Annotated in this window: 18 protein-coding genes; 1 reads left to right on the top strand and 17 read right to left on the bottom strand. The window is 69.7% G+C overall.

The features are described 5' to 3' along the window. Nucleotides 1–99: 99 nt before the first annotated feature. The 11 genes from D457_RS0113600 to D457_RS0113550 form a co-directional block, all read right to left on the bottom strand. Nucleotides 100–1,038 (bottom strand): hypothetical protein, encoded by a 939-nt coding sequence (locus tag D457_RS0113600; RefSeq protein ID WP_026116622.1) that lies wholly within the window; start codon nt 1,036–1,038, stop codon nt 100–102. Nucleotides 1,039–1,220: 182 nt separating this feature from the next. After that, nucleotides 1,221–2,471 (bottom strand): cytochrome P450 family protein, encoded by a 1,251-nt coding sequence (locus D457_RS0113595; protein WP_017581217.1) that lies wholly within the window; start codon nt 2,469–2,471, stop codon nt 1,221–1,223. Next, nucleotides 2,471–3,688, bottom strand: a complete 1,218-nt coding sequence (locus D457_RS0113590; protein WP_017581216.1) for a cytochrome P450 — start codon at nt 3,686–3,688, stop codon at nt 2,471–2,473. Before D457_RS0113590 ends, D457_RS0113595 begins: the two co-directional genes overlap by 1 nt. Before the next feature lie 84 nt (nt 3,689–3,772). Next, nucleotides 3,773–5,023, bottom strand: a complete 1,251-nt coding sequence (locus tag D457_RS0113585; protein ID WP_017581215.1) for a cytochrome P450 family protein — start codon at nt 5,021–5,023, stop codon at nt 3,773–3,775. Beyond that, entirely contained in the window at nt 5,023–6,240 is a 1,218-nt protein-coding gene (locus tag D457_RS0113580; RefSeq protein ID WP_017581214.1) for a cytochrome P450, read from the bottom strand. The genes D457_RS0113585 and D457_RS0113580 overlap by 1 nt, the downstream gene beginning before the upstream one ends. Nucleotides 6,241–6,367: 127 nt before the next feature. Further along, complete coding sequence (locus D457_RS0113575) at nt 6,368–7,612, bottom strand: cytochrome P450 family protein (RefSeq protein WP_017581213.1); 1,245 nt, start codon at nt 7,610–7,612, stop codon at nt 6,368–6,370. A gap of 105 nt (nt 7,613–7,717) precedes the next feature. Next, entirely contained in the window at nt 7,718–8,932 is a 1,215-nt protein-coding gene (locus tag D457_RS0113570; protein ID WP_017581212.1) for a cytochrome P450, read from the bottom strand. Continuing rightward, nucleotides 8,929–9,543 carry a GTP-binding protein gene (locus D457_RS0113565; protein WP_017581211.1) on the bottom strand — a complete coding sequence of 205 codons (615 nt, stop codon included), beginning with the start codon at nt 9,541–9,543 and terminating at the stop codon, nt 8,929–8,931. Before D457_RS0113565 ends, D457_RS0113570 begins: the two co-directional genes overlap by 4 nt. Continuing rightward, entirely contained in the window at nt 9,524–9,880 is a 357-nt protein-coding gene (locus D457_RS0113560) for a DUF742 domain-containing protein (RefSeq protein ID WP_017581210.1), read from the bottom strand. The genes D457_RS0113565 and D457_RS0113560 overlap by 20 nt, the downstream gene beginning before the upstream one ends. Continuing rightward, on the bottom strand, nt 9,877–10,281 hold the full coding sequence (locus D457_RS0113555) for a roadblock/LC7 domain-containing protein (RefSeq protein WP_017581209.1): 405 nt from the start codon (nt 10,279–10,281) through the stop codon (nt 9,877–9,879). Before D457_RS0113555 ends, D457_RS0113560 begins: the two co-directional genes overlap by 4 nt. Then, a complete protein-coding gene (locus D457_RS0113550; protein WP_017581208.1) occupies nt 10,281–11,723 on the bottom strand; it encodes an ATP-binding protein in 1,443 nt (480 codons plus the stop codon). Before D457_RS0113550 ends, D457_RS0113555 begins: the two co-directional genes overlap by 1 nt. Nucleotides 11,724–12,323: 600 nt before the next feature. On the opposite strand from D457_RS0113550, the gene D457_RS0113545 reads away from it, so the two are divergent. After that, nucleotides 12,324–12,707, top strand: a complete 384-nt coding sequence (locus tag D457_RS0113545; protein ID WP_017535724.1) for an RNA polymerase-binding protein RbpA — start codon at nt 12,324–12,326, stop codon at nt 12,705–12,707. Between the two features lie 70 nt (nt 12,708–12,777). Here the strand turns inward: D457_RS0113545 and D457_RS0113540 are convergent, their stop codons facing one another. The 6 genes from D457_RS0113540 to D457_RS0113515 form a co-directional block, all read right to left on the bottom strand. Next, on the bottom strand, nt 12,778–13,581 hold the full coding sequence (locus D457_RS0113540) for an HAD-IIA family hydrolase (protein ID WP_026116621.1): 804 nt from the start codon (nt 13,579–13,581) through the stop codon (nt 12,778–12,780). Nucleotides 13,582–13,682: 101 nt separating this feature from the next. Next, nucleotides 13,683–14,435, bottom strand: coding sequence for an SCO1664 family protein (locus D457_RS0113535; protein WP_039831275.1), 753 nt, complete (start codon nt 14,433–14,435; stop codon nt 13,683–13,685). A gap of 59 nt (nt 14,436–14,494) precedes the next feature. Further along, nucleotides 14,495–15,076, bottom strand: a complete 582-nt coding sequence (locus tag D457_RS0113530; RefSeq protein ID WP_017581205.1) for a DUF3090 domain-containing protein — start codon at nt 15,074–15,076, stop codon at nt 14,495–14,497. A gap of 93 nt (nt 15,077–15,169) precedes the next feature. Then, entirely contained in the window at nt 15,170–15,793 is a 624-nt protein-coding gene (locus D457_RS0113525; RefSeq protein ID WP_017581204.1) for a SecDF P1 head subdomain-containing protein, read from the bottom strand. A gap of 173 nt (nt 15,794–15,966) precedes the next feature. Beyond that, nucleotides 15,967–16,776, bottom strand: a complete 810-nt coding sequence (locus D457_RS0113520) for an MSMEG_4193 family putative phosphomutase (protein WP_017581203.1) — start codon at nt 16,774–16,776, stop codon at nt 15,967–15,969. Between the two features lie 120 nt (nt 16,777–16,896). Beyond that, entirely contained in the window at nt 16,897–17,736 is an 840-nt protein-coding gene (locus D457_RS0113515; RefSeq protein ID WP_017581202.1) for an undecaprenyl-diphosphate phosphatase, read from the bottom strand. Nucleotides 17,737–17,907: the final 171 nt, after the last annotated feature.

Here is a 17,907-nt window from a genome sequence, read left to right as displayed (position 1 = left end):
TTCACCTGGGGTACGGGCCCGCGCCCGGGTCATGACGCGGGATCCGCCCACAATTTTTGGAAATGCTCCGATTCATACCTCCTGCGAGTGGGGCCCGGCCTACTTCACGGGGAAGTCCAGGTCGACCAGAGCGAAGCACTCCTCGAGGCAGCCGGTCACGGACAGGTCCCCGCCGACCTCGGGGCCGGTGAAGAACAGGGCGGTCTGGGTGGCGGCTCCGGCATCCAGGTCGTACTCCCCCACCGCCTCCTCGGCCCGGTACTCACGGCCGTCCGGGGCGGTGTAGGTGGCGCCGAACAGGTCGAGGTCGACGTTGTCGACCGTGGTGAACTCGGCGGTGACGACCAGGACGTCGTCGGTGACGCCCTGGTAGGCGGTGAGTAGGTGGACGTCCACGCCCTCGGAGCTGGCCGCGACCCCGCTTCCGGAGACCAGGCGTTTGCCCGGGTCCGCACCGTTGACCAGGAAGCCGGTGATCAGGCCGTCTTCGGCGGTGAAACGGGTGAAGTCGGTGCAGGCCGGGCCTTCGGCTTCCTCCTGGCAGAGTTCGAAGCCCTCTTCGGTGGGGGTCAGTGAGGAGCCGGGATAGGTGTGCCCGGCGCTGTCCCAGGCACTGAACACCTGGACGAAGTGGCGCAGGTAGGTGTGGGCGGTGGAGTCCTCGGCGGTCAGACTCAGCCCTTCGCGCATCCGCTCGGGGTCGTCGGCGGCGGCGAGGGCGGCCATGTACTCAGCTGCCTCGTCGGGCACCTCGTCTTCGGCGGCGAGCTCCGGGGGCTCGGCCTCCCCGGCTTCTCCCGGTTCGCCAGCCGGCTCCGGCTCCCCTGGCCCGCCGGGCTCCCCGGGTGCCACGGGCTCCGGTTCCGGGCTGCTAACGGGTTCCTCCGCGCCGGGGACAGGACCGTCTTCGTTCTGCTCCTGCTGCTCGGAGGTCTGCTGCTCGTCGGCGGTGGGGACGGTCTCCCCCGGCTCGGGCAGGCCGCAGGCGCTCACGAGGAACAGCAGGACAGCGGCGGCAACCGCGGGCGGTTTCGGCATGCCCTGACACCCCCTCGGCACGACACCCAGACTGCCGATTTTAGGGCGTAATAAGGCCAATAGTCCGATTTCAGATGATTTTGAGGATTTCCTGGGATCCCCTTGTCACCACTTGACCCGCACACGGTTTCGGGGCCGCTTCCGGAACCCCGGCTTCGGAAGCGGCCCCCAAACCCCCTCGACTAGCTCTGCGGACGCAGGTGGACCGGGAGTCCCTTGAGGCTGTTGACCAGGAGCGAGGGGTTGAGCTCCAGGTCCTCGTCGTCGACCGCCAGGGTCATGTCGGGGAAGCGTTCGAAGAGCATCGGCAGGATGACGCCCGCCTCCAGGCGGGACAGGGGCGCGCCCGGGCACACGTGCGGGCCGTAGCCGAAGGAGATGTGGCGGCCCTTGGTCCGGGTCGGGTCGAAGGCGTGCACGTCCTCGCCGTACTGGCCCCGGTCCAGGGTCGCCGCGGCGTAGTGGGTCATGAGTGCCTCACCCTTGCGGAGGGTCATCCCGCCGATCTCGATGTCCTCGGTGGCGAAGCGGAACAGCATCGAGATGTTGGGCGGGTCGTAGCGCAGGGTCTCCTCGACCACCGCGTCCCAACCGATCTCGCCCTTCTTGACCCGGTCGAGCACCTCGGGGTGCTTGAGCAGGGCGCGCACCGCGCTGTTGAGCAGGTTCACGGTGGTCTCGTGCCCGGCCACGATGACGCTGAGGAGGATCTTCTGGACCTCACCGTCGGTGAGCCGGTCTCCGCCCGGCCCCTCGCCGAACAGGTCGCTGGTCATGTCGTCGCCCGGTTCGGCCTTCTTGGCGGCGACCACGTCGGTGAAGAATTTCTGCAGGGCCGTGTAGGTCTCCAGGAACTGCTGCGCGGTGTTGGTGGAGTCGAAGAGCGAGGTGCACAGGCCGCCGAGGTAGGGGAAGTGGCTCGGGTCCACCCCGTAGAGCTCGCCGACGACCCCGATCGGGAGGGGGAAGGTGAACTCCGACTTCAGGTCCAGGGGTTGGTCCGCCTTGGCTTCCAGGCGGTCGAGCGCCTCGGCGGCGAGCTGCTCGATCCTCGGGCGCAGCCGCTCCACCCGGCGCGCCGAGAACGGCTTGGCGATGTGGTCGCGCAGTCTCTTGTGCGGTGCGCCGTCCAGGCCGAGCATGTCGTCGGTGCCCATGGGGATGGTCAGCAGCAGCGGCCACCCCTCCGGGATCCGCCCGGCCTGGAAGTCGGCCCAGTGCGCGGCGTCCTTAACCAGGCGGGGGTCGTTGAGGCTGGCCCGGGTGACGTCGTGGTGGGTGGTGGCCCAGGCCTTCACTCCTCCGGGCAGCTCGATCCGGGCGATGGGTCCGGCCTGGTAGAGGCGTTCACGCTCGGCGGGCAGGTCGTCGATCACGGGGTTGATGACCGTGACGTCACCTGAGCTGTCGGGGTGGGAGACGGGGCAGGGCATCAGTGTGCTCCTCGGGGTAGAGCGGGGGTGAAGGTGACCGGCAGGGAGGCGACGCCCCGGACCCACGGGGAGGGGCGCCAGCGCAGTTCGGAGGCGGGGAGGGCCAGTTCGATGTCGGGGAGGCGGTCCAGCAGGACCTCGATCCCCGTGTTGGCGATGGTCTCCCCGATGTCCTGGGCCGGGTAGGGACACCGGTGCTCGCCGTGGGAGAAGGACAGGTGGGCCTTGTTACCGCGTTCCCCGGAGGAGCCCCCGTCCGGGCGCATCCGCGGGTCGCGGTTGCCGGCGGCCAGGCTGAGAAGCACCAGGTCGCCCCGGCGGATGATCTGGCCGGCCAGCTCCACGTCTTGCACGGCGTACCGGCCCGCGTGGATCTGGCACGGGCTGTCCTCCCAGAGCACCTGGGACAGCGCCTCCCCCGCACTGCTGCGTGCCCCGGCCATGGAGGCGGAGAAACGGCTGTCGGTGAGCATCAGCCGCAGCGCGTTGCCGATCCAGTCGGCGGTGGTCTGCTGACCGGCGGCGACGATGGCCAGCAGGTCGACAACGAGCTCCTCGTCGCTGTACCCGGCCGGGTGCGCGATCATCCGGGACACCACGTCGGCCCCGGGTTCGGCCCGACGCTCCTGTCCCACCTGATGGAGCGCCGCGCTGAGCTCCGTGTAGGCCTGCTGGGAGTCGGCTCCGGCGTCGAGCATGGTGGTGATCATGGTGGTGAGAGCGTCACCCCGGTCGTCGTCCAGACCATACGTCCAGCACAGGACCAGGGCCGGGAGCCGGTGGGCGTACATCGATCTCAGGTCCGCCTGGCCTGAGGCGCAGAAGGAGTCGATGAGACGGTCCGCGATCCGGGTGGTCACCTGTCGCAGCTCGTAGGGTTCCACCCCGTTCAGGGCGTCGTCGATCACCCGGGCGTGCCGCCGGTGCTGGTCCCCCTCCGCGTGCTGAATATTCGGGACCGGGAACACCAGGGGCATGAGCGGCCAGTCCTGGGGCACCCCTGCCCAGCCGTTCCACCTGCGGGAGTCGCTGCCGAAGGTCTTCGGGGTGCTCAGCACGCGGTGGAGCTCCCGGTAGCCCAGGACCAGCCAGGCGGGGACATCACCGTCCAGGTGCACGGGCACGACCGGGCCGTGGGCCGAGCGCATGCTCTCGAAGAGTCCGGCGGGGTCGGACTGGAAGTCCGGACCGTATAGCCGGACCGGTTCATGGGACATCGGTGGTTACTCCGTCACCTGGGGGCGAGGGCTTGGGGCGGTTGCGCGGAGCCCGTCCCAGGGCGGGCCGCGACCGGTGGATGTCTACGGGCGTAGGAGGATGGGGAACTCCTTGAGGCTGTTGACGATGAGCGCCGCCTCGTTCTCCAGTTCCTGGTCCGGGACGGCCAGTCGCAGGTCGGGGAAGCGGTCAAAGAGCTTGCGGAGCACAATGCCCGCCTCCAGGCGTGCCAGCGGAGCCCCCGGGCACATGTGCGGGCCGTAGCCGAAGCTGATGTGACGGCCCTTGGTACGGCTCGGGTCGAAGACGTGCACGTCCTCGCCGTACTCCTCGCGGTCCTTGGTGATGGCGCCGTAGTGCGTGACCAGGGCGTCGCCTTTGCTGATGGTCACGTCGCCCATGGGCACGTCCTCGGTGGCGAACCGGAAGAGGATCGCGTTGTTGGGCGGGTTGTACCGCAGGGTCTCCTCGATCACCTGCTCCCAGGTGAGCTCGCCCGCGCGGAGCCGGGCGTACTCCTCAGAGTGGTTGAGCAGGGCTCGGATCACGTTGTTGATGAGGTTGACCGTGGTCTCGTGCCCGGCGGCCACCACCATCAGCAGGGTCACGATGACCTCCCCCTCGGTGAGCGACTCCTCGCCCTCCCCGGTGGACCTGAGCAGGTCGGTGGTGAAGTCGTCGTGCGCGTCCAGATCGGCCTTCTTACGGGCGACCAGATCGGTGAAGTACTGGTAGATCTGCGTATAGAGGTCGAGGTGCTCCCCCGGGTCGGTGTCGACGAAGAACAACGGGGCGTACAGGTCGCCGAGCTTGTCGTACTCCTCCTCCGGCACCCCGTAGAGCTCGCCGATGACGGTGATCGGCACCCGGAAGGAGAACTCCTTCTTCAGGTCCAGGGGCTCGTGGGCACGCTTCTCGAGGGCGTCCAGGTACTCGTCGGTGATCCGCTCGATGTGCGGGCGCAGCCGCTCCACCCGGCGGGCCGAGAAGGGGTGGGCGGTGAGTCGGCGCATCCGCCGGTGCGGGGCACCGTCCAGGCCGAGCATGTTGATGCCGTCGAAGGTGAGCACACCCATGTACGGCCAGTCCTGGGAGACCTTCCCATTCTGGAAGTCGGCCCATTGGTGGGGATCCTTGACGAAGCGCGGGTCGTTGAGGGTGGCCTTGGCCGCGGCGTGGTGGGTGGTGGCCCAGGCCCGCACGCCGCCCGGCAGCTCGACCGGGGTGACCGGGCCCTGCTGATAGAGCTCCTCGCGGTGGGCCTGGAGGTCGTCCGGGTAGGGGTCGAGGAAGGGGACTTCGGCGTCGTTGGCTCCGGTCACCGGGCAGGGCATCAGAACTCTCCAAGAGGCGTCGCTGGGGAAAAGGTGACGGGCAGGGAGACGACTCCCCGCGCCCAGGGGGACGGGCGCCAGCGCAGGTCCTCCGGGGGAATCGCCAGTTCGAGGTCGGGCAACCGGTCGAGCAAGACCTCGATGCCGGTGGTCGCGATGAGTTCAGCGATGCCCTGGGCCGCGTGCGGGCAGGCGTGTTTTCCGTGGGAGAAGGACATGTGGGCGTGATTGGCGCCCACCTGGCCGGGTCCGGCGCCCCGGACCCGGGGGTCGTGGTTGGCGGCGCCATAGGCGAGCATGACCAGGTCGCCCTTGCGGATGAGTTTTCCGGCCAGTTCCAGGTCCAAGGCGGCGAAGCGGCCCGCGTTGATCTGGGACGGCGAGTCCTCCCACAGCACCTCGGTGAGAGCGTCGCGCACACTGCTGCGGGCGCCGGACATCGAGGCGGAGAAGCGTTCGTCGGTCAGCATCAACCGCAACGCGTTCCCGAGCCATTCGGTGGTGGTCTGGTCACCGCCGCCCAGGATCGCGATGAGCTCGGCTGTGAGCTGTTCGTCGGTGTATCCGATCGGGTCGGTCACCAGCCGGGAAATCACGTCCGGTCCGGGTCGGGAGCGGCGTTCGGTGATCGCGGCACCGAAACGGCTGACGAGCTCGGTGTAGGCCTCGAACACTCCCGCGCCGGAGGAGTCGAAAAGTACGCTCATCGCCTTGGCAAGGACGTCGATCTCCGCGTCGTCGAAGCCGTAGAGCCAGCCCAGGACCAGGCTGGGCAGCGGGCCGGCGTACTGGGTGCGCAGTTCGGCCCGGCTGTCACCGCAGAACCCGTCGACGAGCCGGTCCGCGAACCGGTCGGTCACTCGTCTGAGCTCGTGCGGGTCGACGGCGTCGAGCGTGTCGTTGACCGCCTTGGAGCGGCGCCGGTGGTCCTCCCCTTCGGCGAAGAGGAGGTTGGGCAGCGGAGCCAGGACCGTCTGCAGCGGTGATTCCGGTGGTAGACGGTCCCAGCCGTTCCACCGCGAGGAGCTGCGCGCGAACAGCTCCGGGGCGCTGAGCACGTAGTGCAGCTCTGTGTAGCCGATCACCAGCCAGGCGGCGATGTCCCCCTCCAACAGGATCGGGACGACCGGGCCGTGCTCGGCGCGCATCCACTCGTGAAAACCGCCGCGGTCGGTGCTGAACCGCGGATCGTGCAACCGGACCGGTTCGTTGGGCATAAGTAGCTTCTCCGTCGCCTGGGGGGGTCGGGTCAGGTGAGGGCCCCACTCGTTTCGACGAGTCGGGGCCCGGTCAGCAGATGCCTGGGATGCGGGGCCCGGCGTCTCCAGGGGTGTCCGGCGACGCCTACGGGCGCAGGAGGACCGGGAGATCCTTGAGGCTGTTGACCACGATGGAGGGGTGGTTCTCCAACTCGTCGTCCGGAACGGCCAGCTTCAGGTCCGGGAAGCGCTCGAACAACAGGGGCAGGGCGATCTGTCCCTCCATGCGGGCCAGGTGGGAGCCCGGGCACACGTGCGGGCCGTAGCCGAAGGAGATGTGGCGGCCCTTCTGACGGGTGAGGTCGAAGGTGTCCGGGTGCGGCTCCTCGCCGTGTTCGTCGCGGTCGCGGCTGATCGCGCCGTAGGAGGTCATCAGCGCCTCACCCTTGCGGATGGTCTGCCCGCCGACCTCGATGTCCTCGGTGGCGAAGCGGAAGACCATGTTGGAGGTGGGCGGGTCGAAGCGCAGGGTCTCCTCGACCACGACATCCCAACCGACCTTGCCCTGCTTGACCAGGTCGAACTGCTCGGGGTGGGCCAGCAGGGCACGCACCGCGTTGCACAGCAGGTTGACGGTGGTCTCGTGCCCGGCGGCCACGACGACCTGGAGGGTGCCGCGCACCTCGAGGTCGGTGAGGGCGTCCCCGTCCTCCCCTGCGTTGAGGAGCTCGGTGGTCAGGTCATCACCCGGGTTGGCGCGCTTGGCCGCGATCATGTCCTCGTAGTAGCGCTCCAGGACCGCGTACGTCTCCATGAACTCCTCGGGCGAGGTGACCGCGCTGAAGAACTTCACGTACATGTCGCGCAGGTAGCCGTGTTCGGCCTCGTCCACGCCGTAGAGCTCACCGATCACGCTCATCGGCAGCTTGAAGGCGAACTCGCCCTTGAGGTCCAAGGGCTCGCCAGCCTTGGGCTCCAGGGAGTCCAGGAGTTCGTTGGTGAGGTCGTGGATGCGCGGCCGCAGGCGCTCGACGCTGCGCGCGGAGAAGGCCTTGGCGGTGAGCAGGCGCAGGCGCTTGTGCTCGGCGCCGTCGGTGCCCAGGAGGTTGGTGGGGGTGGGCGGGATGGTGCTGAGCAGCGGCCAGCCCTCGGGGATGCGCCCCTGCTGGAGGTCGTCCCAGTGGGCGACGTCCTTGACCAGGCGGGGATCGGTGAGGGTGGCGCGGGCGACCTCGTGGCGGGTGGCGGCCCAGGCAGTCACGCCGCCAGGGAGTTCGACGCGGGTGATCGGACCGGCCGCGTACAGGGCCTCGCGCTCGGCGCGCAAGTTCTTGACGTAGGGGTCCAGAGTGACGGTTCCGCCGGAACCGTGCTCAACGGGGCAGGGCATCAGTGAACTCCTCGGGGGTCGGGATAGAGATGCGGGGTGCGGGGATTTGGGGGAGGCCGGACGGGACGGCCACCGGTGTCCGGCCTGGTGTTTCTGGTCTGGTGGTCAGCGGGCTCCGTACGGCTCGGCCGGGGTGAACGTGACGGGCAGGGAGGCCACCCCGCGTACCCACGGGGAGGGGCGCCAGCGGAGTTCGGACTCGGGGATGGCCAATTCGATGTCGGGGAGCCGGTCCACCAGGACCTCCACCCCCGTGACAGCGATGATCTCGGCGATCTCCCTGGCGGGGTACGGGCACTGGTGGGCACCGTGGGAGAAGGAGAGGTGGGCCTGGCTGCCGTGGCCGCCCCGGTCGGCGGCGGAGCGCACGAGGGGGTCCCGGTTGGCGCCGGAGAGCCCCAGGAGCAGCAGGTCTCCCTGGCGGATGAACTGTCCGCCCAGCTCCACGTCGTGCGCGGCGTAGCGTCCGGCGTGGATCTGGGTGGGGGTGTCCTCCCACAGAACCTCGTTGAGGGCCTCCTGCACGCTGCTGCGGGCTCCGGCGATGGAGGCGCCGAACCGTTCGTCGGTGAACATCAGCCGCAGCGCGTTGCCCAGCCACTCGGCGGTCGGCTGGTTCCCACCGCCCAGCAGCACGATGAGTTCGGGCACCGCCTCCTCGTCGGTGTACCCGGCCGGGTGGCCGAGCAGGCGGGAGACGACGTCGGGGCCGGGCCTGAGGCGGCGTTCGGCGACGAGCTCGGCCATGGCGGCCATCAGGGCCTGCTGGGCCGCCATGGCGTCGGGGCCGCCGTCGATCATCGTGTTCATGTTGTCGGCGAGGTGGTCGCCGCGCACGTCGTCCAGTCCGTACAGCCAGCTGAGCACGAGGGCGGGCAGCCGTGCGGTGTAGGAGGTGCGCAGGTCCGTGCCGGTGGTGGCGCAGAAGGAGTCGATGAGCCGGTCGGCCATCCGTGCGGTGGTCGTGCGCAGCTCGTGGAGATCGGTCCCGGACAGGGCGTCGCTCACCGCACCGGCGCGGCGGCGGTGGTCGGCTCCCTCGGAGTAGAGCACCGTGGGCAGCTGCATGACCATGGGCAGCATCGGCCAGTCCTGGGGGACCAGGTGCCAGGCGTTCCAGCGGCTGGAGCTGCGCGCGAACACGCCGGGGGTGTTCAGGACGTGGTGCAGTTCCCGGTAGCCGACCACCAGCCACGCGGGGACGTCGCCCTCCATGGTCACCGGGACGACCGGACCGTGCTCGGCCCGCATCTTCTCGTAGAGGCTCCCTGGATCGGCTTGGAAGTCCGGGCCGTGCAGCCGGACCGGGCAACCGCTCATCGGGCGCCTTTCGTGATCAGGGAACGGACGTGGTGGACGAGCGCGATGAGGACCTGTTTGGCGGATCCGCGCTCGCGGGCGTCACAGTGCAGCAGCGGGATGGCCGGGTCCAGGTCGAGGGCGGCGCGCACCTCGTCCAGTGAGTGCGTGGTCTCACCGAAGTCGTTGTGCGCCACCACGAAGGGGGTCCCCTGCGCTTCCAGGCGGTCGATGGCGTAGAAGGAGTCCTCCAGGCGGCGGGTGTCGACGAGCACGACGGCGCCCAGGGCCCCGGTGAACAGCCGGTCCCACAGGAACCAGAAGCGTTCCTGGCCCGGTGCCCCGAAGAGGTAGAGCACAGAGCTCTCGTCCAGGGTGATGCGGCCGAAGTCGAAGGCGACGGTGGTGGTGCGTTTGCCCTCGACCCCGTGGAGGTCGTCGACGCCCGCACCGGCCCGGGTCATGGTCTCCTCGGTGTTCAGCGGGCGGATCTCGCTGACCGAGCGGACCATGGTGGTCTTGCCGACACCGAAACCGCCGACGACGGCGATCTTCAGAGCCTGTTCGGTGCTGGCGGCCAGCGGGGTGACCGGCGCCGGGGCATGAGCGGGTTCAGAGCTTGTGGAGTGCAACGAGCACCTTCTCCAACACGTCCGGTGAGGCGAGCGGATGCGCCGGCGAGGGCGCGGGGGCCGGGTGACGCGCGGTCACCCGGCCGGTGTCGATGAGGTCGGTGAGCAGGATGCGCACGACCGTCACCGGCAGACGCAGGTGGGCGGCGATCTCCACCACCGCCATGGGACTCACGCACAGGCGCAGGATGTCAGCGTGCTCGGACTGCATCCCGGGCGCGGGCGCGCTCTCCGCGACGATGAGTGTCACGGCGTCCAGGGAGTCGTCGGCTCCGCTGCTGCGGCCCGAGGTGATGACGTAGAGCCGGTCCGGGCTCTCCCTGCGGTGTGGGCTCATGCCAGCTCGGCCCCGGCTCGGGGCGGCGTGGTCAGGTACTCACCCATCTGCTCGACCAGTTCGTTCATGTTGTGGCCGACCAGCCCCGGCTCGGCCTCCGCACTGGTGATGACCGCCAGGTGGGTGCCGTGACCGGCTTCGACGATGAACAGCAGACCGCCGTAGAACTCGGCCATCGCCTGGCGAACCCCGCCCCGGCCGTCCCCGAACTCCACCGACGCGCTGTGGGCCAGACTCTGCACCCCTGCCGCGATGGCCGAGAGGTGGTCGGCGCTGTCGGTGCCCAGTCCCGCGCTGTGGCACAGCTTGAGGCCGTCGCGGGAGAGCACCAGCGCGTGCCGGGTGCCCGGTGTGCGTTCCAGGAGGCCTTCGAGCAGCCAGGTCAGCGTCTTGAGGTCCATCATGTTTCCTTCGGTGAGTCGGTGGGCCCCTCGCCGCGCACCGCAGAGCGGAACGCGCCGAACCCCTTCGCCGAGGTGGGGGGACTGGTGTTCTCGGGGACGGGCCGGGTGCGCTCCGCCGCGGCGAGGGTCCGCCCCCGGCGCCGCATCGGCAGGCCGTTCTCCGACCTGGGCAGGGGTGCCACATCGTTGGCGGACACAGTGGTGGGAGACACAGTGTTGGCGGACACAGTGTTGGCGGACACAGTGGTGGGGGGCACAGCGGTGGGAGCCGGGCCGTTGGGAGAGGCCGCCGGGACCGGAGCGGAGCTCTCGGGGACGGTGATCGGCTGGGGTGCGGTGGGTGCGGGCAGCGGTTTGATGATGCGCTGGGGCAGCAGCAGGACCACAGCCGTACCGCCCCTGGAGGAGGAGCGGAAGGAGACTTCGAGACCGTAGCGGCGGGCGAGCTGACCGACGACCGACAGACCCAGGCGCGTCCCGGAGATGGTGGTGATGTCGAGACCGCTCCGCACCGCGAGGCGGGCCCGGCGCAGCGCCTCCTCGCCCATGACGAGGCCGCCGTCCTCGACCATGACGGCGATCCCGGCCTGAACCTCCTCCACGTGGACGTGGACCTCGGCGGTGGGCGGGGAGAACTTGGCGGCGTTGTCGAGGATCTCGGCCAGCGCGTGGATGACGCCCTCGGCCGCGAAACCGGCCACTGCGAGGCTGGAGACGTTGTGGGTGCGCACCCGCTGGTAGGCGCCGATCCGACTCATGGCCCCGCGCAGGATGCTCTCCATGGGGATGGCGCGGCCCCAGCGGCGACCTGAACGGGCCCCGGTGAGGATGGCGATGCTGTCGGCGATCCGGCCGGTCTGGGCTGTGGTGTGGTCCAGCTGCATGAGGTCGCCGAGGATGTCGGACCCGGCGCTGCCGTCGCCGTAGCGCTCCTGCATCTGGCGCAGGTCGGCGAGCATGGTGGTGGTCAGCGCCTGGACCCGGCCCGCGGCAGTGGCACAGGCGGCCATGGCGGCGGCGCGGCGGCGTTCGGCGGCGGAGATCTCCTCGGCGACGGCGCGCAGGACGGCGGCGTTGGCCGGGTCGTCCACGGACGACATCCGGTGCAGGACGGTATCCGCGGAGTCACCCGCGCGCAGCTGTTCGACCAGGCGGGGCAGGTGTTCCTTGGCGAAGGCCTCGGTGGCGGCGCGGGCCCCCTCGGCCTGGACCCGGTGTTCGGCGATCAGGCGGTCCCGGCGTCCGAGGAGGAGGGTCGCGACCAGGATCAGCAGGAGGGCGACGCCGCCGCTGACCAGGACCGGCGCCAGCCCGTCGGGGTAGGTGGCCCAGAGCGCCCAGCCCCAGACCGGAAGCAGCGGAACCAGAAGGAGCAGCCATCGTGGGGTGGTCGATCCCGGCGGCAGTGCTCCGCCGGGACGGGGGGTTTCGTCAGTCATGGTGCTCCATGTCCGGCCACGTCGTCACTCCTTGTACACGCTGAAGGGCGCGCCGAACGGGCACCGGCAATCCACGTGCGAGAGCGTGTCGAATAGGCGGTCAAATTGGCCTCAACCAGCCTTTTTCTTCACACAGCGAGTCAACATACCATCAAGTACACCTGTCGCCTATGTCCGAACAATGAACAATCGATTCTTCATCGAGACGGCACCACAGGACCTCGGTGACAGGCGATCCGGCGCCGCACCGGCCAAAGCCAGAAGCAGCCGCAATGGCGGTGAAGGACTTTGTCCGAATCCTCGGATTCATATCGTGAACTGCACTGACACAGAAAAGTCGCACGACCCGAAAATCCCCTCGGAGGCAAGCGAGGGACCGTGAGACCGGTGTGTCGGGGGCGATGCCGGGACTTTCGGGAACGGCCCCCTAGAGTGGTGCAGGTCACAAGCGCCGGGGGGCTCGGTGACGCAGGCTCTCGTGGGACAGACGGGGTCCCGCGCCCGCCGGAGTGGTTCGACCTCAGGTCAGCGGGGAATCTTGACGTGGACCGACGCGTTACACCCCGCGAGACCGCACAAGCGCCTGGAGGCACCCACACGATGGCCGAGCGAGCACTTCGCGGCACACGGCTCGGGGCGACGAGCTACGAGAACGACCGCAACACCGACCTGGCTCCCCGGCAGGAAGTCACCTACGACTGCACCCGGGGGCACCGCTTCTCGGTCACCTTCGCGACCGAGGCCGAGATCCCCGCAGAATGGGAATGCCGATTCTGCGGCGACCGGGCGCTGCGCCGTGACGGCGGCGGCGAGGAGCCCAAGAACACCAAACCAGTGCGCACCCACTGGGACATGCTGCTGGAACGCCGAAGCATGGAGGACCTCGAGGAGGTCCTGGCCGAACGGCTGGAGCTGCTCCGCGCCCGCCGCCGCGAGGAGGCGGCGAAGGTCGAGGAGATCGCCAAGCAACGGCAGAGCGCCTGACTCAGGCACCCGGCCGACGACGGATACGGGGGCGGTGGACATGATCCACCGCCCCCGTCGTCATGTCCGGTCAGTCCTGGTCACCAAAGGGGTTCTGGGTGTTGCCCACGAGTTCCTTGACCGACTCGATGACCCGGGTGGGCCGGTAGGGGAACTGCTCGGCGGTGTCGCGATCGGAGATCCCCGACAGTACGAGCAGGGTCTGCAGACCGGCCTCCAGGCCGCTGAGCACGTCGGTGTCCATCCGGTCACCGACCATGATGGTGTTCTCCGAGTGGGCGCCGATCCGGCGCAGCGCCGAGCGCATCATGAGCGGGTTCGGCTTGCCCACGAAGTAGGGGCGGCGGCCGGTGGCCTTCTCGATCAGCGCGGCGACGGCACCGGTCGCGGGCAGCGGCCCTTCGGCGCTGGGCCCGGTCTCGTCGGGGTTGGTGGCGATGAACCGGGCGCCGTTGCGCACCAGCCGGATCGCGCGGGTGATGGCCTCGAAGCTGTAGGTGCGGGTCTCCCCGAGCACCACGTAGTCCGGGTTGCGCTCGGTCATCACGTAGCCCACGTTGTGCAGGGCGGTGGTCAGGCCGGACTCACCGACCACGTAGGCCGAGCCGCCGGGGCGCTGGGTCTGGAGGAACTGGGCGGTGGCCAGCGCGGAGGTCCAGATCGCCTCCTCGGGGATGTCCAGTCCCGTGTTGAGCAGCCGCGCTCGTAGGTCACGCGGGGTGTAGATGGAGTTGTTCGTCAACACCATGAACGGGGTCCCCTGCTCGCGCAGCTCCGCGATGAGCGTGTCCGCTCCGGGGATCAGGTGCTCCTCGCGTACGAGCACGCCATCCATGTCGAAAAGGTAGTTCCACTCGTTGCTCACATGCCCCATTGTGCAGGTATTCGGGACACGGGCGCTATTCCTACCAGCCGGTAGCCGCGTGTTGCGAGGTTGACGCTGCTCACACCGGCCAGGTGCGGCCGTCAGGGGATCTACACCGGGGGCCAGGGGACGGAGGGCCAGTCGGGGGCCGGGTAGGGGTGGATGCCGTGGTGGATGAGCAGGTCCACCCGGGCCCGCACCGCGTAGACCTCGGGGCCGGTCAGGTGGGTGGTCAGTTCCGCGGAGAGCGGGTCCTCGGGCTGGCGCAGGCGCGTGCGTACCTCGGTCAGGGCGGTCAGGGCCTCCTCACTGAGGGGCTGGCCCTGCCACTGCCACAGAACCGTGCGCAGTTTGTAGTCCTCGGCGAAGGACACCCCGTGGTCGCAGCCGTACAGGTGCCCCTCGGGAGTGGGGAGCAGGTGGCCGATCTTGCGGTCGGAGTTGTTGATGACCGCGTCCAGGACGGCCATCCGGCGCAGTCCCCGGTGCTCGGTCTCCCGGGAGAGGGCGACCAGATCCACCGTGGTGTCGCCGTGCACCCACAGCTGGACCATGCCCTCGCCGTAGGGGCCATCGCGGTGAACCGTGGGCGGTACCACGGACCAGCCCAGCGCCTCGGAGACGGCGTAGGCCGACACCTCGCGCCCGGCCAGGGTTCCGTCGGGGAAGTCCCACAGGGGCCGCTCCCCCGCCACCGGCTTGTACACGCACACGGCCGAGCGGACGCCGTTGGAGACCGTGCAGTACAGGGTGGCGTTGGAGGCCGCGGCCAGGCGGCCCTCCACGGTGATCTCACCCCGGCGCAACAGGTCCAGGCCCTCGGCGGGGGTGAGCCCCCCGAAGGCCGTGGTGCCCGACGGCAGCGGGTCTGCGGCGGTCGGGCCCGGGTGGCTGGTGGTGTCGTCGTCCACGGGAAGGGGCCTCAAACGAGACGGTCCGGGCGGTACCCGTTCTGACGCGCGCAGATGTGGCCGTTCGGGTCGAGCGGGCGGCCGCACAGCGGGCAGTCGGGGCGGCCCGCGGAGACGACCTTCAGGGCGCGCCCGGCGAAGGCGCGCGCCTCACCGGGGGTGAGGTAGACGCGCAGGACGTCGCGGTGGGCGGGGGCCTCCTCGGCGAAGACCTCCAGCTCCTCCTCGTCGTCCTCGACCAGTTCCTCGGTGGCGGTCTCGTCGATCTCCTGGGCCTCGATGATCACGCGGGCCGCCTCGGCGTCCCACGCCAGGGCCAGGGTGCCCACACGGAAGTCCTGTTCGATGGGCTGCTCCAGAGGCCCGTCGTCCTCGGGCGGGGCCACGTCGTCCGGCGGCGCCCCGAAACGGCGGTGCACCTCTTCCAGCAACTCCTCGATACGGGCGGCCAGGGCCTCCACCTGGGCCTTCTCCAGTACGACACTGGTGATACGGCCCTCGCCGACGGCCTGGAGGAAGAAGGTACGGTCCCCAGGCTGGCCCACGGTTCCGGCGACGAACCGCTCCGGCGGATTGAACTGAAAAACGGGCATGCCTAGAACCTTAAGGGATGTGGGTGACACGGTGCGATTCACCCGCGCCGCGGTACCCGCACCGGCGATCACGGGGTGCGGGAGCGCCCGGGTTCAGGAGATCTCGACCACCTCGACCGGCAGGTGCAGCTCGCCCAGCAGGATCCGGTCCGCCATCCCGCACGTGCCCTCCGGGTCGAAGCTCCCGGCGGGCCCGGCGATGCTGGTGGTGTCCCCGCTGATCCCCACCCCGCCGAGCACGTCGGGGTTCACTGCCGGAGCGGACAGGAGCTCCTCCCCCAGCACGATGGCGACCCTGCGCTGCGGTTCCTCCATATCGTGACAGGCCGCGTTCCCGGTCAGCCGACGCCAGCCCTGGGCGCCCTCCGGAATGAAGGTGATGTCGAGCGTCCAGGACGTCCCCTGCTGCCCGGGCTGCGCGTCCAGCACCGCCTCGCCGCGCAGTTCGGCGGCGCCGAGCTGGAGTTCCTGCCCGCTCTCGTCGGTCACGGTCAGTTCCACCAGGTCGAGGTCCAGGTCCGGGAGCTCCCTGCCGAGCAACTCCTCCAGCTCCTCCGTGGTCAGCTCCGGCCCATCGTCACCCGTCCGTTCCGCCGGGACCGGTGCGTCATCCCAGGGGTTGTCGGCGGCGGGGGCGCCGGAGTCCGCTGCGAGCACCGGGTGGAAGGCGATCGACTCCCGGTCGGTGAGTGAGTCGGCCAGGGCCTCGAGGTCCACGGCCCGACCCGCCCGCACCTCGATCAGGTCGTCGCCGACCCGGGTGACGGTGGTCGCTTCCTCGTGGGCCAGTTAAAGGCGCTGCTGGAGGAGTTCTGCGGTGAGTGCGGTGGTCTCGGCGTTGGCGGCGGCGCCGCGCTCGCTGTCCAGGGTGCGGGCAGGGGCTCAGCGGGTTACGGAAGGTGGGATGTACCCGGTGCTCGTTCGGTTCGGTTCCCCTGGCCCGCGCCGCCGCCGACCGCCGCGTCGCCCTTGGCCTCGGCCGCCGTGGGCAGGGCGCCGGAGAGGGGTTCTCCGGTGTCGTTGAGCTTGTTCAGGAAGGGCCGGGTCCGCGTGTAGGTGATGGAGGTGACCGAACAGGGGTCCACGCGCAGGCGCTGGAAGAGGTCCAGGTGCAGGCCCAGGGCGTCGGCGATGATCGCCTTGATCACGTCGCCGTGGCTGCACACCACGTACAGCGGCGGAGGGTCGCCGGCGGAGGCCTGCTGGAGGAGCCGCCCGTTCCAGTCCCGTACCGCCTCCACGGCCCGGGCCGAGGTGGTGGCCAGGGCCTCGCCGCCGGGGAACCGGGCGGCGCTGGGGTGGTCCTGCACGACCCGCCACAGGGGTTCGGCGGCCAGGTCGGTGAGGGAGCGTCCGGTCCAGCTCCCGTAGTCGCACTCGACGAAGCGTTCGTCGGTGATCACGGGCGCGCCGAGCCGTTCGGAGATCGCCTCGGCGGTTTCCTGGCAGCGTTCGAGCGGGCTGGACACGAGCGCGGCGGGGACGATGCCCTCCAACCGGCTGGCCAGGTGGGCGGCCTGGCCCCGGCCGTTGTCGTTGAGGTGCACGTTGGGCGCGCGACCGGCCAGTCGGGGCCCGGTGGCGTCGGTCATGCCGTGCCGGACCAGCAGGAGCGTGACAGCCTCGGGCGAGGACGGGGGGTCAGCCGGGGTCTCGACCGGGGCGTCAGCGTCAGCAGGGATGTCAGCAGGTGTCGCCATGCCACCAGGGTAGGCCGCCGCCGAGGTGAAGGCGGGCCGCCTCGACCGGCGACCCGCCTCGGAACGGACCCGGGGAGGGGAGGGACAGGGAAGGGAGTGCGGGGAGACGGGTCGGTGCGGCTATCCGACCCCGGCTCCGCCCTCCGGGGCGAGGACGCCGGTGGAGACCAGCACGATGATGAGGATGCCCAGGGCGATGCGGTAGTAGACGAACGGCATGAAGCTGTGCGTGGTGATGAACTTCATCAGCCAGGCGATGACGACGTAGCCGATCACGAAGGCGACCAGGGTGCCGACGACGGTGGCGCCCCAGCCCGCGTACTCGTTGCCGCCGATGTCGAGCATCTTGTACAGGCCGGAGGCGAACACCGCGGGCATGGCCAGCAGGAACGCGAACTCGGCCGCGGCCGGTCGGGAGAAACCGAGCAGACGGCCACCGGTGATGGTGGCGCCCGAGCGGGAGACGCCGGGGATCAGCGCGAGGGTCTGGAAGAGACCGAAGATCATGCCCCGCTTGAGAGTGAGGTCCTCGATCTCCCTCTCCTTGCGGGCGAGGTAGTCGACCACGCCGAGGATGATGCCGAAGACGATGAGGGTCATGGCGATGAGCCGCAGGTCGCGGAAGGCTCCGTCGATCTGGTCCTCGAAGAGCAGTCCCAGGACACCGATGGGGATGGTGGCCAGGATGATGTACCAGCCCAGGCGGGCGTTGATGTCACCACGCAGGTCACGGTCCACGAGGGAACGGCACCACGTGGAGACGATCGCCCAGATCCGTTTGCGGAAGTAGATCACCACCGCCAGTTCGGTGCCGATCTGCGTGACCGCGGTGAAGGCCGCTCCTGGGTCGCGCCAGCCGAAGAAGGCCGCGAAGACGCGCAGGTGGGCGCTGGAGGATACGGGCAGGAACTCGGTGAGCCCTTGGATGAGGCCGAGAACGACCGCCTCGAAGATGGACACTCGGTACGGACTTTCGTGACGGGTCCGCGCCAGGGGGCACGGACAAGAACCAGTTGGGGTGACGGCACGGAAAGGCCCGCGTGACGAATACCGCGTGTCGGCCCAGGTCCGGACTGCGATGACTGTACGCGGCGAAGATGTACCCCAGGCCTGTTTCCGGTGAACACGGTA

Source organism: Nocardiopsis valliformis DSM 45023, from assembly GCF_000340985.1.
Classification (GTDB): domain Bacteria; phylum Actinomycetota; class Actinomycetes; order Streptosporangiales; family Streptosporangiaceae; genus Nocardiopsis; species Nocardiopsis exhalans.
This window is presented reverse-complemented; position numbering and strand designations above follow the sequence as displayed.

Excerpts from the sequence above, each read along its gene's own strand:
- D457_RS0113600 (WP_026116622.1), bottom strand. The coding sequence starts at position 1,038 with ATGCCGAAACCGCCCGCGGTTGCCGCCGCTGTCCTGCTGTTCCTCGTG.
- D457_RS0113590 (WP_017581216.1), bottom strand. The coding sequence starts at position 3,688 with ATGTCCCATGAACCGGTCCGGCTATACGGTCCGGACTTCCAGTCCGAC.
- D457_RS0113530 (WP_017581205.1), bottom strand. The coding sequence starts at position 15,076 with ATGCCCGTTTTTCAGTTCAATCCGCCGGAGCGGTTCGTCGCCGGAACC.
- D457_RS0113550 (WP_017581208.1), bottom strand. The coding sequence starts at position 11,723 with ATGACTGACGAAACCCCCCGTCCCGGCGGAGCACTGCCGCCGGGATCG.
- D457_RS0113555 (WP_017581209.1), bottom strand. The coding sequence starts at position 10,281 with ATGGACCTCAAGACGCTGACCTGGCTGCTCGAAGGCCTCCTGGAACGC.
- D457_RS0113570 (WP_017581212.1), bottom strand. The coding sequence starts at position 8,932 with ATGAGCGGTTGCCCGGTCCGGCTGCACGGCCCGGACTTCCAAGCCGAT.
- D457_RS0113580 (WP_017581214.1), bottom strand. The coding sequence starts at position 6,240 with ATGCCCAACGAACCGGTCCGGTTGCACGATCCGCGGTTCAGCACCGAC.
- D457_RS0113560 (WP_017581210.1), bottom strand. The coding sequence starts at position 9,880 with ATGAGCCCACACCGCAGGGAGAGCCCGGACCGGCTCTACGTCATCACC.
- D457_RS0113545 (WP_017535724.1), top strand. The coding sequence starts at position 12,324 with ATGGCCGAGCGAGCACTTCGCGGCACACGGCTCGGGGCGACGAGCTAC.
- D457_RS0113575 (WP_017581213.1), bottom strand. The coding sequence starts at position 7,612 with ATGCCCTGCCCCGTTGAGCACGGTTCCGGCGGAACCGTCACTCTGGAC.
- D457_RS0113585 (WP_017581215.1), bottom strand. The coding sequence starts at position 5,023 with ATGCCCTGCCCGGTGACCGGAGCCAACGACGCCGAAGTCCCCTTCCTC.
- D457_RS0113540 (WP_026116621.1), bottom strand. The coding sequence starts at position 13,581 with ATGGGGCATGTGAGCAACGAGTGGAACTACCTTTTCGACATGGATGGC.
- D457_RS0113595 (WP_017581217.1), bottom strand. The coding sequence starts at position 2,471 with ATGCCCTGCCCCGTCTCCCACCCCGACAGCTCAGGTGACGTCACGGTC.
- D457_RS0113520 (WP_017581203.1), bottom strand. The coding sequence starts at position 16,776 with ATGGCGACACCTGCTGACATCCCTGCTGACGCTGACGCCCCGGTCGAG.